Origin of the sequence: Bacillus sp. FF-1 (genome assembly GCF_028548245.1) — a bacterium.
Classification (GTDB): domain Bacteria; phylum Bacillota; class Bacilli; order Bacillales; family Bacillaceae_G; genus Bacillus_A; species Bacillus_A paranthracis.
The window spans coordinates 1-15,483 of sequence record NZ_JAQQGG010000013.1 but is presented as its reverse complement, the minus strand read 5'-3'; the positions used below and the strand labels follow the sequence as shown (position 1 = coordinate 15,483).

General features: G+C 37.1%; 14 protein-coding genes, 2 rRNA genes and 1 other annotated feature. All 16 genes read right to left on the bottom strand.

Going from position 1 to position 15,483, the window contains the following annotated elements; genetic code table 11:
- Window position 1: 1 nt before the first annotated feature.
- Window positions 2-745 carry a 23S rRNA (guanosine(2251)-2'-O)-methyltransferase RlmB gene (gene rlmB / locus PQF83_RS26745; protein ID WP_000093759.1) on the bottom strand — a complete coding sequence of 248 codons (744 nt, stop codon included), beginning with the start codon at window positions 743-745 and terminating at the stop codon, window positions 2-4.
- Window positions 742-1,149, bottom strand: coding sequence for a Mini-ribonuclease 3 (locus PQF83_RS26740; RefSeq protein WP_000564260.1), 408 nt, complete (start codon window positions 1,147-1,149; stop codon window positions 742-744). The genes rlmB and PQF83_RS26740 overlap by 4 nt, the downstream gene beginning before the upstream one ends.
- Before the next feature lie 2 nt (window positions 1,150-1,151).
- Window positions 1,152-2,549 carry a cysteine--tRNA ligase gene (gene cysS, locus PQF83_RS26735; protein ID WP_000152258.1) on the bottom strand — a complete coding sequence of 466 codons (1,398 nt, stop codon included), beginning with the start codon at window positions 2,547-2,549 and terminating at the stop codon, window positions 1,152-1,154.
- Window positions 2,530-3,195, bottom strand: coding sequence for a serine O-acetyltransferase (gene cysE / locus PQF83_RS26730; RefSeq protein WP_000476500.1), 666 nt, complete (start codon window positions 3,193-3,195; stop codon window positions 2,530-2,532). The genes cysS and cysE overlap by 20 nt, the downstream gene beginning before the upstream one ends.
- A gap of 138 nt (window positions 3,196-3,333) precedes the next feature.
- Window positions 3,334-3,579 (bottom strand) — a binding site (T-box leader).
- A 47-nt stretch (window positions 3,580-3,626) separates the two neighbouring features.
- Complete coding sequence (gene gltX, locus PQF83_RS26725; RefSeq protein WP_000415154.1) at window positions 3,627-5,084, bottom strand: glutamate--tRNA ligase; 1,458 nt, start codon at window positions 5,082-5,084, stop codon at window positions 3,627-3,629.
- A gap of 89 nt (window positions 5,085-5,173) precedes the next feature.
- Window positions 5,174-5,650: a 2-C-methyl-D-erythritol 2,4-cyclodiphosphate synthase gene (gene ispF / locus PQF83_RS26720; protein ID WP_000488386.1), complete on the bottom strand. Its 477-nt coding sequence runs from the start codon at window positions 5,648-5,650 to the stop codon at window positions 5,174-5,176.
- A 115-nt stretch (window positions 5,651-5,765) separates the two neighbouring features.
- On the bottom strand, window positions 5,766-6,446 hold the full coding sequence (gene ispD / locus PQF83_RS26715; RefSeq protein WP_000288304.1) for a 2-C-methyl-D-erythritol 4-phosphate cytidylyltransferase: 681 nt from the start codon (window positions 6,444-6,446) through the stop codon (window positions 5,766-5,768).
- A 16-nt stretch (window positions 6,447-6,462) separates the two neighbouring features.
- Window positions 6,463-7,572, bottom strand: coding sequence for a PIN/TRAM domain-containing protein (locus tag PQF83_RS26710; protein WP_000919684.1), 1,110 nt, complete (start codon window positions 7,570-7,572; stop codon window positions 6,463-6,465).
- A 160-nt stretch (window positions 7,573-7,732) separates the two neighbouring features.
- The gene (disA, locus tag PQF83_RS26705; RefSeq protein ID WP_000392171.1) at window positions 7,733-8,806 is read right to left on the bottom strand and encodes a DNA integrity scanning diadenylate cyclase DisA; all 1,074 of its coding nucleotides are present in this window, start codon (window positions 8,804-8,806) and stop codon (window positions 7,733-7,735) included.
- A gap of 3 nt (window positions 8,807-8,809) precedes the next feature.
- On the bottom strand, window positions 8,810-10,186 hold the full coding sequence (gene radA, locus PQF83_RS26700) for a DNA repair protein RadA (RefSeq protein ID WP_001085212.1): 1,377 nt from the start codon (window positions 10,184-10,186) through the stop codon (window positions 8,810-8,812).
- A 96-nt stretch (window positions 10,187-10,282) separates the two neighbouring features.
- Complete coding sequence (gene clpC, locus PQF83_RS26695; RefSeq protein ID WP_000971179.1) at window positions 10,283-12,718, bottom strand: ATP-dependent protease ATP-binding subunit ClpC; 2,436 nt, start codon at window positions 12,716-12,718, stop codon at window positions 10,283-10,285.
- A 22-nt stretch (window positions 12,719-12,740) separates the two neighbouring features.
- The gene (locus tag PQF83_RS26690; RefSeq protein WP_000050825.1) at window positions 12,741-13,805 is read right to left on the bottom strand and encodes a protein arginine kinase; all 1,065 of its coding nucleotides are present in this window, start codon (window positions 13,803-13,805) and stop codon (window positions 12,741-12,743) included.
- A 4-nt stretch (window positions 13,806-13,809) separates the two neighbouring features.
- Window positions 13,810-14,358: a UvrB/UvrC motif-containing protein gene (locus PQF83_RS26685; protein ID WP_000128382.1), complete on the bottom strand. Its 549-nt coding sequence runs from the start codon at window positions 14,356-14,358 to the stop codon at window positions 13,810-13,812.
- 173 nt (window positions 14,359-14,531) lie between these two features.
- Window positions 14,532-14,993 carry a transcriptional regulator CtsR gene (ctsR, locus tag PQF83_RS26680; protein ID WP_001244563.1) on the bottom strand — a complete coding sequence of 154 codons (462 nt, stop codon included), beginning with the start codon at window positions 14,991-14,993 and terminating at the stop codon, window positions 14,532-14,534.
- A gap of 206 nt (window positions 14,994-15,199) precedes the next feature.
- Window positions 15,200-15,315 (bottom strand): 5S ribosomal RNA (gene rrf, locus PQF83_RS26675).
- A 49-nt stretch (window positions 15,316-15,364) separates the two neighbouring features.
- Window positions 15,365-15,483, bottom strand: a 23S ribosomal RNA gene (locus PQF83_RS26670); the annotation flags it as partial.

Here is a 15,483-nt window from a genome sequence, read left to right as displayed (position 1 = left end):
TTTATTTACCAATTTCGTTACGTTTACGATATACCTCATACATTAACAAACTTGCGGCCACTGAAGCATTTAAGGATGTAACTTTACCAACCATCGGTAAAGTAATTAAGAAATCACATTTTTCACCAATAATACGACTCATACCTTTTCCTTCACTTCCAATTACTAATCCAATTGGCATTTTACCATCTAAATTACGGTAATCCGTTTTTCCTTTTGCATCTGTACCAGCAATCCAAAGTCCACGTTCTTTTAATTCATCGATTGTACGAGATAAATTCGTTACACGTGCAACAGGAATATATTCAATTGCCCCAGTAGATGCTTTCGCAACTGATGCAGTAAGTCCCACAGCTCTTCTTTTCGGAATTATAATTCCATGAGCTCCTGTCGCGTCCGCAGTACGCATAATAGAACCGAGGTTATGCGGGTCTTCAATTTCATCTAAAATTAAGAAGAATGGATCTTCATTACGCTTCTCTGCTACTTTGAATAGATCTTCTAGCTCAGCATATTGATATGCGGCCACTTGAGCAATTACACCTTGATGGTTCCCCTCAACTAATTGATCTAACTTCTTTTTTGGTGCATGTTGCAAAATAATTTTATTTTCTTTCGCTAGTGCTAGTACAATTTGTACTTGTCCTTTGGCAGCACCTTCTGCGATCCAAATTTTATTAATATCTCTCCCTGATCGTAACGCTTCAATTACAGGGTTACGTCCGATAATATATTCACTACTCATGATGATGTGCCCCCTTCCTTTTCTTCTAGAACAGCAATTGCCTTATATATAATTTCGTCTAATCTTTCACGATTATTTAATAAGTGATGATAGCCAATTAACGCTTCAAAGGCTGTACTATGTCGATATGTTTGTACATCTGTATTTTTCGGAACAGTACCTGAATTTGCATTACGCCCTCTTCTTAGTACTGCCTCTTCTTCCTCAGTTAAAAACGCTGTCTCTAATAAATGATAAACAACTTTCGCCTGTGCTTTTGCCGAAACAAAGCTTGTCCCTAATCGATGCAACTGATTAGGACGAACCTTCCCTTTTTGAAGTAGGTGATAGCGGATATATTGTTCATATACCGCATCACCCATATATGCTAACGCTAAGCTGTTTAATTGCTTTGCATCAATCATTCTTATCCTCTTTTCCATCTTGTACCTTGAGCGGTATCTTCTAAAATAATATTACGATTTTTTAAATCATCGCGAATTTGATCTGATAATGCAAAATCACGATTTTTACGAGCTTCAATACGTTTTTGAATAAGCGCTTCAATTTCTTCATCTAGTAACTCTTCTTGCGCTAATTCTAACCCTAGAATATCAAATAATGTTTCAAGTTGTTTTACGTATGCTTCAATTACCACTGTAGACGTATGTTCTTCCAGTAAATATTGATTTGCATGATTTGCTACATTATATAACTCAGTGATTGCATTGGCAGTATTGAAGTCATCATTCATCGCTTCTTCAAATGCAGTTTGGAATTTTTTCAGGTCAGCTAACCACTTCTCATCATGATCTGTTAAATCCGTACTACTTTCCATACGGTGTTTTAAATTACCGTAAGCTGTTTTAATTCTTTCCAGTCCGTTATTTGTGCTTCGTAATAACTCTTCACTGAAATTAATTGGGTGACGGTAGTGTACTGATAGCATAAAGAATCTAATTAACTGCGGATCATATTGCTTAATGATATCGTGAACTAAAATGAAGTTCCCAAGTGACTTAGACATTTTCTCATTATTAATATTAATATATCCATTGTGCATCCAATAACGTGCAAATGTTTTTCCTGTTAACGCCTCAGACTGCGCGATTTCATTCTCGTGATGAGGAAATGCCAAGTCTTGACCACCAGCGTGAATATCAATTGTATCCCCTAAGTATTTACGCGCCATTGCCGAGCACTCGATATGCCAGCCTGGGCGACCTTGACCCCAAGGGCTTTCCCAGAAGATTTCTCCTTCTTTCGCAGCTTTCCATAGTGCAAAATCAAGAGGGTCTTGTTTCTTTTCTCCTACTTCAATACGCGCACCGTGACGTAAGTCCGCGATCGGTTGATGTGATAACTTACCGTACCCTTCGAATTCCTTCGTTCTAAAGTACACATCCCCTTCTGATTCATATGCATATCCTTTATTCACAAGTTCTTGAATAAATTCAATAATGATATCCATATTTTCTGTTACACGCGGATGAACTGTTGCATGTTTGCAACCTAGTGCCGTTACATCTTCAAAATATGCTTCCACGAAACGGTCCGCAATTGTCGGCACATCTTCACCTAATTCATTTGCCGCTTTAATTAATTTATCATCTACGTCAGTAAAGTTAGATACATACTGCACATCGTATCCTTTATATTCTAAATAACGGCGCACTGTATCAAATACCATAGGTGGTCTTGCGTTCCCGATGTGAATATAGTTATAAACTGTAGGTCCGCATACATACATCTTTACCTTATTTTCTTCTAATGGAATAAACTCTTCCTTTTGACGTGTTAACGTATTATAAATGTGAATAGTCATTTTTATCCTTCCTTTCTACCTTTACTTCAAGTTGTTTTTTCAATTTATCAAGTTCTACTTCCATGACCTTTAATTTATCAAAAATTGGGTCTGGAAGGTCGGAATGATTCAATTCTTGACCAATCTTTACGCCATTTTGAATAACGACTCGGCCAGGTATACCTACAACTGTAGAATGTGCAGGGACTTCTTTTAATACGACAGAACCTGCTCCAATTTTAGAATTCTCTCCAACTGTAATAGAACCCAGTACTTTAGCACCTGTGGCAATTAATACATTATCCTGAATTGTAGGGTGCCTCTTTCCCTTTTCTTTACCCGTACCACCTAATGTAACTCCTTGATAGATCGTTACATTATCACCAATTTCGCACGTTTCTCCAATTACAACTCCCATTCCATGGTCAATGAAAAAACGACGACCAATTGTTGCTCCTGGATGAATCTCAATGCCAGTAAAGAAACGACTAACTTGTGAGATCCAACGTGCAATAAAGAAGAAATTCTTTTTATAAAAAGCATGTGCAATTCGATGGGCCCAAACTGCATGTAATCCAGAGTAAGTCAAAATGACTTCGAAATAACTTCTTGCCGCTGGATCCTGTTCAAAAACGACTTCAATATCTTCCCGAAGCCTCTTAAACATCGACGTTCCCTCCCCTTTATGGGCTGCTTTTTCGAGTGAACTAACTCCCTACTTATCCCCCTAAATCTTTATACACGTGGATAAAACTTATACTCATACCCAATTTTACGGTATAAAAAAAGGCGTCTCTGTCATATTGACAGAGACGCCTTATAAGCGCGGTTCCACTCTGTTTAGGCTAAAAAAAGCCTCAAACTCATCTCTGATAACGGTGTACACCGCTTCTGCTTACTTTACGTCCTAAGACGTTTCGCAAAACAATTTGCTGTTCAGCAGAAGACTCGAAGGGGCATTTCAAAAATCCGCTTATAAACCACTTCCAGCCTAAGGTGGTTCTCTCTGTAAAAAGCCTGATTTTCTACTTCTCCTTCTCGTCGCTTTTCCTTATTAGGTTTTAAGTATACTTATTATATTTCTAAACCTAGAAAATGTTAACCAATTACTTTTTGAAGACGATTTAAAACTTTTTCTTTTCCAAGAAGTGCAATAGCATTAGGAAGCTCTGGACCGTGTGTTTGACCAGTAGTTGCAACACGGATTGGCATAAATAAGTTTTTACCTTTATGACCTGTTTCCTTTTGAACTGCTTTAATAGCCGCCTTAATTGCTGCCGGTTCCATAGCTTCTAGTGCTTCTACTTGACCAGCAAATGCACGAAGTACTTCTGGTACTTGTTCACCTTTTAATACTTCTTGTCCTTCTTCTTCATAATCAACATGATCTTTGAAGAACATTTCAGAAAGCTCTACAATTTCAGCTCCAAAGCTCATTTGTTCATGATATAACGCAATTACATCACGAATCCAAGCTTGTTCTTGTTCACTTAAAGTTTCACCTATACGTCCAGCCTTCACTAAATGCGGTAAGCTTAATTCTACCACCGTATCTAAATCTTGCTTTTTCATATATTGGTTATTCATCCATTTTAGTTTTTGAGAATCAAATAATGCAGGTGATTTTGATAAACGAGCTGCATCAAACATTTTGATAAACTCTTCTTGAGAGAAGATTTCTTCTTCTCCTACTGGCGACCAACCTAGTAGTGCAATAAAGTTAAAGATTGCTTCTGGAAGATATCCAAGCTCTTTATATTGCTCAATAAATTGAATAATAGATTCATCACGCTTACTTAATTTTTTACGGCTTTCATTTACAATTAAAGTCATATGACCGAATTGCGGAATATCCCAACCGAAAGCTTCATAAATCATCATTTGTTTTGGCGTGTTTGAAATATGGTCATCACCACGAAGTACGTGTGTAATTTCCATTAAGTGATCATCTACTGCTACTGCAAAGTTATAAGTTGGAATTCCATCTTTTTTCACGATAACGAAATCACCGAAATCATTTGAATGGAATGCAACTTCATCTTTTACAATATCTTTAAATGTGTAATCACGGTCAGCTGGTACGCGGAAACGAATACTTGGAATACGTCCCTCAGCTTCAAATTCTTTCACTTGCGCTTCAGTTAAATCACGGTGGTTACCTGCGTAACGAGGTGTTTCACCACGAGCAATTTGCCCTTCGCGTTCTGCTTCTAGCTCTTCTTCTGTCATATAACATTTGTAAGCTAAACCACGCTCTAATAAATCTTCATATAACTTTTTATAAATATCTAAACGCTCTGTTTGACGATATGGTCCAAATTCACCACCAACATCAACACCTTCATCCCAGTCCATACCGAGCCATTTCAAGTATTTTAATTGGCTTTCTTCTCCACCAGCAACATTACGTTTTACATCAGTATCTTCAATACGAATAATAAACTTACCATCTTGATGACGAGCAAATAAATAATTAAATAATGCCGTACGCGCATTTCCGATATGTAAGTGTCCTGTTGGACTTGGCGCATAGCGCACTCTCACTTGCTTTTCCATAATTGGTACACCTTCCATTCTTAATGTCAACACATTCTATAATTGTACACCAAAAAAATGTGATTATCCATCTTACGAATTAAAAACCATTATTTTTTCTGTAATAAAACAACTGCTTGAGAAGCAATTCCTTCTTCTCTACCTGTAAATCCTAATTTTTCTGTTGTTGTTGCCTTTACATTGATATTATCGATAGACGTTTCTAATAGCTCACTAATGCGTTTGCGCATACTTTCAATATGTGGTGCCATTTTTGGCTTTTGAGCAATAATTGTACAATCTAAATTCCCTAATTCATAACCTTGTTCACGCACAAACTCCCAAACCTTTTGCAATAATACAGCTGAATCAGCATCTTTAAAGGCAGGGTCTGTATCAGGAAAATGTTTCCCAATATCTCCTGCTGCAATTGCACCTAAACACGCATCCGCGATTGTATGTAACAATACATCTGCATCAGAGTGACCGATTAATCCTTTCTCATGTGGAATTGTAATTCCGCCAATAATTAACGGTCTACCTTCCGCGAATTCATGCACATCAAAACCTTGTCCAATTCGAAACATTTTTTACATCCTCCTCGAGCTAAACTACTGAGCTTTATGATTCTATATTATATCGCTATCCTTATAAAGAAAAGCCCGGCCTTTGCCGAGCTTCTCTTCGCTATAATCATTGCTATCATTTCTTTTGAACGTGAAGAAAACTTTCAGCAATTAGTAAATCCTCTGGGGTCGTCACTTTAATATTATAGTAACTCCCCTCTACTACACCTACTTGCTTCCCGATACGTTCTACGAGACTTGCATCATCTGTACCAAGGAAACAACTCTGCTTCGCACTTCTATGAGCTTCTAACAAAAGAGAAACAGAGAACCCTTGCGGTGTTTGAACAGCTTTAAGTTGAGATCTTTCTACCGTTTCGACAACAACACCCTGCTCTACTTTCTTAACAGTATCTTTCACTGGCACCGCACAAATGGAAGCTCCATATTTTTCTGCTGCAGTTAATACATCTTGGATCACTTTATTCGTTACGAACGGGCGCGCACCGTCATGTACAAGAACATACTCAACATCACTCGTATGCTGAATCGCATTATATACACTATCTTGTCTTTCAGCTCCACCTTGAATAAATTGTACTGGCTTTGCAACCGGATACTTTTGCATTAACTCTTCAAAATACGGACGCTCTTCTTCGTTAATTGCCATAATAATATTTTTACATGCTTTATCCTGTTCGAAAGCACGTAACGTATGCACAATAATCGGTACTTCATTAATAAGTAAGAACAACTTATTTTTGCCAGCACCCATCCGCTTTCCTTGACCAGCTGCTGGAATAATTAATGTATACATATTAATAATCCTCTACTTATAATGCTTTTTCTAATAATTTACGTTTGGCAAAAATCATGCGCCCAGCCGACGTTTGTAACACACTCGTAACGAGTACATCGAGTTGTGAGCCTACATATTCTCTACCATCTTCTACTACAATCATCGTGCCGTCATCTAAATATGCTACACCTTGATTTTGTTCTTTTCCATCTTTTACAACATACACACTTAATTCTTCACCTGGGAGTACAACAGGTTTAATTGCATTAGCTAAATCATTAATGTTTAACACCGTTACCCCTTGTAATTCAGAGACTTTGTTTAAGTTGAAGTCATTCGTTACTACCGTTCCACCAGTGATTTTCGCCAACTTTACAAGTTTGCTATCCACTTCCTGAATATCATCGAAATCGCCTTCATAAATTTCTACCGGGATCGGCATCTCTTTTTGAATACGATTTAAAATATCTAATCCTCTGCGACCACGATTACGTTTTAAAGCATCAGAAGAATCGGCAATGTGCTGAAGTTCTTCTAACACGAATTGCGGAATGACAATTGTTCCTTCTAAAAACTTTGTTTGGCAAATATCAGCAATACGTCCATCGATAATTACACTTGTATCGAGAATTTTCCAATGCGCTAAAGATTCTTCTACCTCATTTTCTGGTTCTTCATTCTCACTATTATTATTTTTCTTCTTCCCACGTTGTGGTAATGTAAATAATCCTAGCAATTCATTCCTCTTTTTAAACCCTACTTGGAATCCTAAATATCCTAGTAAAAGAGTAAAGAACACTTGCAACACTGTACTAATAACTGGAATTGTAAATTCACGAATTGGTATTAAAATTAAATACGCAACAATAAGCCCAGAGATTAAACCTAATGTACCAAACAAAACATCTGCTACAGGCGCTTTTACAAGAGCCTCTTCAATATGCTTAATAAGTTGAACAATATAATCTACAAGCCAAAATGTTGTTAAAAATAAAATAATTGCACCAATAATTGCACGAACATACGATCCTTCCAATAAAGGAACGGCACCGATGTCTAATACATTAATAACTTTTGGGATTAAGTAAATCCCTAACGCTCCCCCGATTACTAAAAAGAAGAGCTGTACAATCCGTTTTAACATCCAACCACCTCCTACTCATTATTAACCATTGTTTCGCTAATCAAAACGCCGAATGCAAAAGCGGACGTGTTTTTTTATAAATAGTTTTATTTACCAATATATCATATCATATACCAAAAATGTTCTAGTGTCGTTATATTATGGAATCAATGTAATATTCTTAATTGTGTCTACTCATATAGAGATGCTCTTGAATTCTTTTTAGGCCTTCTCGTATTTTCTTCGCCCTGACTTCTCCAATTCCTTCCACATCATCTAATTCATTAATAGTTGCACGACAAACACCTTGCAAAGTTTTAAATCGATTAATTAAATTTTCAATGATAAGTGGTGGAACACGCGAAATTTTGCTTGTGATTCGGTATCCTCTCGGCGTCACACTTTCTTCTAAACTCGTTTGTCCTGGGTATCCAAGTAATTTAACTAAATCACTGTCCTCTAGAAGTTGTGTATTCGCAAGTTCTTGTAACTTTTTCAAAATTTGATGATGGTCTTGTGTTTTTTCTTGATAGTAATCTTTAATTAATAGCGCTGCCTCTGCTTCTAAGTCGGCTAATAGTTCCGTAAGTTGTAAACGAATTAACCTACCTTCTGTTCCCAATTCATGAATATAGCTCAATATTTCATTTTTAATACGTAGTACCATTTCAACACTATGTAAAACATGGACTACCTCGGACATTGTAACAACCTCTTCAAATTCTAGAATGCCCAAATTCGTAATCCCATCATTCCATACAGCCTTATATTTTTCTAACGTTTGGATAGCTTGATTCGCCTTTGTTAAAATAACGCCTATATCTTTTAGTGTATAACGTAAATTCCCTTGATATAGCGTAATTACGTTACGTCTTTGTGAAATAGCCACAACAAGGCTGCCTGTCTGCTTTGCTACACGCTCCGCCGTTCGGTGGCGCATACCTGTCTCAATAGAGTCAATAGATGACTCTGGAACTAACTGTGCGTTCGAAATCAAAATTTTACTTCCCGTTTCATTTAAAATAAGTGCCCCATCCATTTTTGCTAATTCATATAAACTAGCTGGAGAGAATGCACAATTAATATGAAAACCTCCATCAACAATACTTTTAATCTGCTCATTATATCCAAGAACAATTAATCCCCCTGTTTGTGCGCGAAGTACATTATCTATCCCTTCGCGCAGTGGTGTTCCCGGGGCCACAAGTTGTAAAATATTAATCATACTTTTGACACGTTGCTTGTTTTCTTCCATAGCCTAGCCTCCTAATGTCAAACGAAGTGCTTCTCCTAAATTAGATACACCAACTACCTCAATCCCATCTGGAATTGTCCATCCTCCCAAATTTTTTCTAGGAATAATAGCGCGTTGAAATCCTAATTTAGCTGCTTCTTGTACACGTTGTTCAATTCTTGATACTCTTCTTATTTCTCCAGTTAATCCTACTTCTCCTATTACTGCATCGGTTGGTGCCGTAGATTTATCTCTAAAACTTGAAGCTATACTTAAAGCGACAGCTAAATCAATTGCTGGTTCATCTAACTTCAAACCACCTGCTACTTTTAAATATGCATCCTGATTTTGCAATAATAAGCCTGTTCTTTTTTCTAGCACTGCCATAATAAGCGATACACGGTTATGATCAATTCCCGTTGCCATTCTTCGAGGGTTTCCAAAACTAGTAGGGGAAATTAATGCTTGTATTTCTACTAAAACTGGTCTTGTTCCTTCCATTGAGGCAACCACTGTTGATCCTGCAACCCCAACTGGTCTTTCCTCAAGAAAAATTTCAGAAGGGTTTAATACTTCTGCAAGGCCAAGCTCTTTCATTTCAAAAATACCCATTTCATTCGTAGAACCAAAACGATTCTTTACTGCTCGCAAAATGCGGTATGTATGATGACGGTCTCCTTCAAAGTAAAGAACTGCATCGACCATATGTTCTAACATACGAGGTCCTGCAATCGCTCCCTCTTTTGTCACATGTCCAACGATAAAAATAGGGATTCCTTTCGTTTTTGCAAGTTTCATTAATTCCGCTGTACATTCACGAACTTGTGCCACACTTCCCGGTGCTGATGTTACTTCAGGTAGATGTATTGTTTGAATAGAATCAATAACAACAAAGGCTGGGTTCACCTCTTCAATATGTGTTGCAATTCGCTGTAAGTCCGTCTCTGATACAACAAATAGATTACTACCATTTACATGTAAACGATCCGCACGCAGTTTAATCTGTTTTGCTGATTCTTCACCCGATATATATAGGACATCATATGAAGAATCCGCTAATTGTGATGATATTTGTAATAGTAACGTTGATTTTCCAATCCCGGGGTCTCCACCAATCAGTACTAAGGATCCATCTACAATCCCGCCACCAAGTACACGGTTAAATTCTTGAAATTTTGTTTCAATACGCGCCTCAGACTTTGTTTCCACTTCTGTTAGACGTCTTGGTTTTGTTACTTCTGTTTGAATTGCATTCGCATAATTAAGGCGCCTTGATGATACAACCGGTTCCATCTCTTCAACAAGCGTATTCCATTGACCACATCCAGGGCATTTCCCCATATATTTTGGTGACTGATACCCACACTCTTGACATGTGAATTTTGTTTTCTTTTTAGCCATATCGTTTTATATCTCACTTCACTTTCATCTATAAACAATTTATCCTTATCGTACAAGAAAGAGGGCTATCTCGTAGCCCTCTTAGTTTGTCTATACTTATTTTACCTTTTCAGCACTATGAATGACAAATGATTCTCCTTCAACATCAAAGATAACTTTTTGTCCTTTCTCAATAGCACCTTTTAAAAGTTCTTCTGATAGTCTATCTTCTACATGTTTCTGAATTGCTCTACGAAGCGGACGAGCACCGTACTCTCGGTCAAACCCTTTATCAGCAATAGCCGAAATCGCTCCTTCTGTTAAATGCAATTCAATTTCTTGCTCTTTTAAGCGATTTACTAACTGATTTACCATAAGTGTTACAATCTCTTGAATATGTTTTTTCTCAAGCATATGGAACACGATAATTTCATCAATACGGTTTAAGAATTCTGGACGGAATGCCTTTTTCAGTTCATCCATTACTTTACCTTTCATATCTGAATAATCGCGGCTCTCATCTTGTACGTTAAATCCAAGATGTTTATTACGTTTTAACGCTTCTGCACCAACGTTAGATGTCATAATAACAATTGTATTACGGAAATCAACTGTACGCCCTTTAGAATCTGTTAAGCGACCATCTTCTAATACTTGTAGTAAAATGTTAAACACATCAGGATGAGCTTTCTCTACTTCATCTAATAAGACAACTGAATATGGCTTACGGCGAACCTTTTCTGTTAATTGTCCACCTTCTTCATATCCAACATATCCTGGAGGAGATCCAACTAAACGAGAAGTAGAATGCTTCTCCATGTACTCAGACATATCGATGCGAATCATTGCATCCTCATCACCGAACATAGATTCTGCCAACGCTCTTGCTAGCTCCGTTTTACCTACACCTGTTGGTCCTAAGAAAATAAATGAACCAATCGGACGTTTCGGATCTTTCAAACCTGCTCTAGCACGACGAACAGCTTTCGCCACAGCTACTACCGCTTCATCTTGACCAATAACACGATCGTGAAGAATCGATTCTAAGTTTAATAATTTATCAGTCTCTGTTTGTGCAAGCTTAGAAACCGGGATACGAGTCCACGTAGAAACAACATTTGCAATATCTTCTACTGTCACTTCTGAGTTTTCTTTTCCTTGTTGCTCTTTCCATTGACGCTTCGTATCTTCTAACTTCTCACGTAAACGTTGTTCCATATCACGTAAGGAAGCAGCTTTTTCAAACTCTTGACTTTGTACAGCTGCATCTTTTTCTTTTCTAATTTCCTCAAGCTTCACTTCAAGCTCTTTTAGATTTGGTGGTGTTGTATAAGAGCGTAAGCGAACCTTTGAAGCAGCTTCATCAATTAAATCAATTGCTTTATCTGGTAAGAAACGATCTGTAATATAACGATCTGAAAGCTTTACAGCTGCATCAATTGCATCATCTGTAATAGATACGCGGTGATGTGCCTCATAACGATCGCGTAAACCTTTCAAAATTTGAGTTGATTCATCTAAACTTGGCTCATCAACGTGAATTGGTTGGAAACGTCTCTCTAAAGCTGCATCTTTTTCAATATATTTGCGATATTCATCTAACGTTGTCGCTCCAATACATTGTAATTCCCCACGAGCTAAAGATGGTTTTAAAATGTTCGATGCGTCAATAGCACCTTCTGCTCCACCTGCACCAATTAATGTATGAAGTTCATCAATAAATAGAATGATATTTCCTGCTTGGCGGATTTCATCCATTACTTTCTTCAAACGGTCTTCAAATTCACCACGGTATTTCGTTCCGGCTACCACTGTACCCATATCTAGTGTCATAACACGCTTATCTCTTAAAGTTTCAGGAACTTCATTATTTACGATTTGTTGTGCTAATCCTTCTGCAATTGCCGTTTTACCTACACCAGGCTCCCCAATTAATACAGGATTGTTTTTCGTTCTACGGCTTAAAACTTCAATTACACGTTGAATTTCTTTACCACGTCCAATAACAGGGTCTAAACGATTTTCACGTGCAACAACTGTTAAATCACGTGCTAAGCTATCAAGTGTTGGTGTATTTGCATTTGTTGAAGAACCACCTTGATGACCTGAACTTGCTTCATTACTTCCAAGAAGTTGCAATACTTGTTGTCTTGCCTTATTTAAGCTAACACCTAAGTTATTTAAAACACGTGCTGCTACCCCTTCACCCTCGCGGATTAAACCAAGTAAAATATGTTCTGTTCCAACGTAAGAATGACCTAATTTACGAGCTTCATCCATAGACAGCTCAATAACCTTTTTAGCACGCGGTGTATAATGTACGGTTTGAGAAGCTTCTGTTCCGCGTCCAATTAACGCTTCTACTTCTTTTTGAACTTTCTCCGGGCTTAATCCAAGAGCAATCAACGCTTTTGCTGCAATTCCTTCACCTTCGCGTACAAGCCCAAGTAAAATATGTTCTGTTCCAATATTGTTATGCCCAATACGAATCGCTTCCTCTTGAGATAAAGCTAATACTTTCTGTGCTCTTTCTGTAAATCTTCCAAACATCATAGAAATCGCCTCCTACTTGCGCTTAGTTTTTTTCAATACGTAATCGCTCACGGATTAAGGTTGCTCTTCGATAATCTCTTTCTTCTGGCCCTAAAGGTCCTCCCGCATATTGTTGTAAAATGCCTGGTTGTGTAAGAACCATTAGCTCAGTCAAAATATTTCTCGATATACCTTTTATATATCCTAAATCAATACCAAGTCGTAAATCTGATAAGCAATTGGCTGCTTCCGCAGATTGAATTAAACGACTGTTGGCTAGTATGCCATAAGAGCGATAAACTTTATCTTCAAGCTCAATACTTGAATTTTGTACAATTAATTCTCTAGCCATCTTTTCTTGCTGTATGATTTGTTGAATGACACTCTTTAAATCTGCAATAATATCTTCTTCAGATTTTCCTAGCGTCATTTGGTTTGACACTTGAAATATATTACCTAACGCTTCGCTACCTTCACCGTATATTCCTCTTACTACTAACCCTAATTTTTGAATTACTTGTATAATACGGCTAATTCTTTTCGTTAAAACGAGCCCTGGTAAATGGATCATTACGGAAGCCCTAAGTCCTGTACCAACGTTAGTAGGGCAGCTCGTAATATATCCAAGTGATTCATCAAAAGCATATTCAACCTCTTTCTCAATCCAATTATCTATTTGATTAGCACTTTGAAGTGCCTCTGATAACTGCAATCCTGAAAATAAGCACTGAATCCGAATATGGTCTTCTTCATTCAGCATAACACTAATATGTTCGTTTTCTGACAATAGACACGCTCCATATTCTGTTCCTGCAAGGTTGGGACTAATTAAATGCTTTTCAACTAATACTCTCCTTTGAAGAGGCGTTAATTCATTCATTTTTAATAGTTCAAACTCTCCAAAAGGTTCTACTGTTTTATTTATAAATTCCTTTTTAAATAATTCTTGAATCTGTTTAGCTTCTTCTTCGTTTTGCATAGTAGAGAATTGATATTTTTTAAAATTACGAGCCAAACGAATTCGACTACTTAAAACAATATCAGAATCAGGGCCATCTCCCTTCATCCATGGACTAATCGCTTCATTCATAATTTTGTCCAGTGACATAGAACTATTCCCCCTCTCTATGCTCACTAAGCTGAGTTTCAAGATTTCTAATTTTATCCCTTACTCCAGCAGCTTTCTCAAATTCCTCTTTCTGTACGTATTGTTTCAGAATGAGTTTTAGTTCATCTAATTCTTTCTTTAAGTGAATATTTCCTTCTATACGCTTCGGAATTTTTCCACAATGATCTGTATGCCCGCCGTGAAGACGTTTTAATAACGGCTTTAAATGTTCCTTAAATGTATCGTAACAAGAAGCACATCCAAAGCGTCCTACCTTTGTAAGTTGCTCATATGTCATTTTACAATTTGGACATCTTAATATATTTGTGTTCGAAAATCCGCTTTTTTCTTCTTCAAACATTGTTGATTCACCGTGTAATAACCCAGCAAATAAATCATGGAATGAAAAGTTAGACTGCGATGATTGAAAGAAAGACGTATAGCCACTTTGTTCTGCACATTGCTCACAAAGATGAACTTCCGCCTTCTTTTCGTTAATTACTTTTGTATAATGTAAAGTTGCTGGTCTTATATTACAGTTTTGACAAGTCATCACTATCCCCACCTTTACAACAGGAACGATCTATCTCATAGTACTTTTCATACATTACTAGACTGTTCACTTTCCTTTATTCGTTTACATAAAAGTGCGTGTTCTTTTTTCAAAACTTCTACAATATTTAACTGCCTTATCTTTTAGTTATTATTCTTTTACAAAAGCTGTATTTATTTATATTTCAGTGTTCTTAACATTGCGCATAATATTCGAGCCCTAAGTTCATCTCGAGAAGGAACATCCATTGATAATACAGAACGATCTAGTACGCTTAACATAAGTTTAGCTTCACGATTCGTTATGATTCCCTCTTCTATTAAACGTATAATCATACTCTCTGCATTTCCTTGCGCAACGCTATGATCAATCATATGAAGCATTTGATCAATAATGTCTATATCGTCATGCAGTTTGACTTTTATAATGCGAATGTAACCTCCTCCACCACGTTTACTTTCTACTACAAATCCTCTTTCTAACGTAAAACGGGTATTGATCACATAATTGATTTGAGATGGTACGCACTCGAATCGATCCGCAATCTCATTTCTCTTGATTTCAATCACATTATTATTACTTAAGTCAATAACTTGCTTTAGATATTGCTCAATGATATCAGATATATTTCTCATTTATCCGCCACCTTTATTGACTTTGACTATCTTTGACTTTAATTATATACGTATTAATAAAATTTGCAACTCTTTTGCTTATTTACTATCCTAGCCACATTCCCCTGTATTTAATCAAAATAATAATTATTTAAATACATTTTTTATTACTATGGATTATAAAAGAAAACACGAAAAAACACGAGTCATTTGACTCGTGCTTAGTTGCTTGGCGACGTCCTACTCTCACAGGGACAAGGTCCCAACTACCATCGGCGCTAGAGAGCTTAACTTCCGTGTTCGGTATGGGAACGGGTGTGACCTCTCTGCCATCATCACCAAACTATGAAGGCATATTCCTTCAAAACTAGATAACATTTGCTACATATTATATGGTTAAGTCCTCGATCTATTAGTATTCGTCAGCTCCACATGTCACCATGCTTCCACCTCGAACCTATCAACCTGATCATCTTTCAGGGATCTTACTAGCTTACGCTATGGGAAATCT

Coding starts and splice junctions, on each gene's coding strand:
- rlmB (WP_000093759.1), bottom strand. CDS start 745: ATGAGTAGTGAATATATTATCGGACGTAACCCTGTAATTGAAGCGTTA.
- PQF83_RS26740 (WP_000564260.1), bottom strand. CDS start 1,149: ATGATTGATGCAAAGCAATTAAACAGCTTAGCGTTAGCATATATGGGT.
- cysS (WP_000152258.1), bottom strand. CDS start 2,549: ATGACTATTCACATTTATAATACGTTAACACGTCAAAAGGAAGAGTTT.
- cysE (WP_000476500.1), bottom strand. CDS start 3,195: ATGTTTAAGAGGCTTCGGGAAGATATTGAAGTCGTTTTTGAACAGGAT.
- gltX (WP_000415154.1), bottom strand. CDS start 5,084: ATGGAAAAGCAAGTGAGAGTGCGCTATGCGCCAAGTCCAACAGGACAC.
- ispF (WP_000488386.1), bottom strand. CDS start 5,650: ATGTTTCGAATTGGACAAGGTTTTGATGTGCATGAATTCGCGGAAGGT.
- ispD (WP_000288304.1), bottom strand. CDS start 6,446: ATGTATACATTAATTATTCCAGCAGCTGGTCAAGGAAAGCGGATGGGT.
- PQF83_RS26710 (WP_000919684.1), bottom strand. CDS start 7,572: ATGTTAAAACGGATTGTACAGCTCTTCTTTTTAGTAATCGGGGGAGCG.
- disA (WP_000392171.1), bottom strand. CDS start 8,806: ATGGAAGAAAACAAGCAACGTGTCAAAAGTATGATTAATATTTTACAA.
- radA (WP_001085212.1), bottom strand. CDS start 10,186: ATGGCTAAAAAGAAAACAAAATTCACATGTCAAGAGTGTGGGTATCAG.
- clpC (WP_000971179.1), bottom strand. CDS start 12,718: ATGATGTTTGGAAGATTTACAGAAAGAGCACAGAAAGTATTAGCTTTA.
- PQF83_RS26690 (WP_000050825.1), bottom strand. CDS start 13,805: ATGTCACTGGACAAAATTATGAATGAAGCGATTAGTCCATGGATGAAG.
- PQF83_RS26685 (WP_000128382.1), bottom strand. CDS start 14,358: ATGACTTGTCAAAACTGTAATATAAGACCAGCAACTTTACATTATACA.
- ctsR (WP_001244563.1), bottom strand. CDS start 14,993: ATGAGAAATATATCTGATATCATTGAGCAATATCTAAAGCAAGTTATT.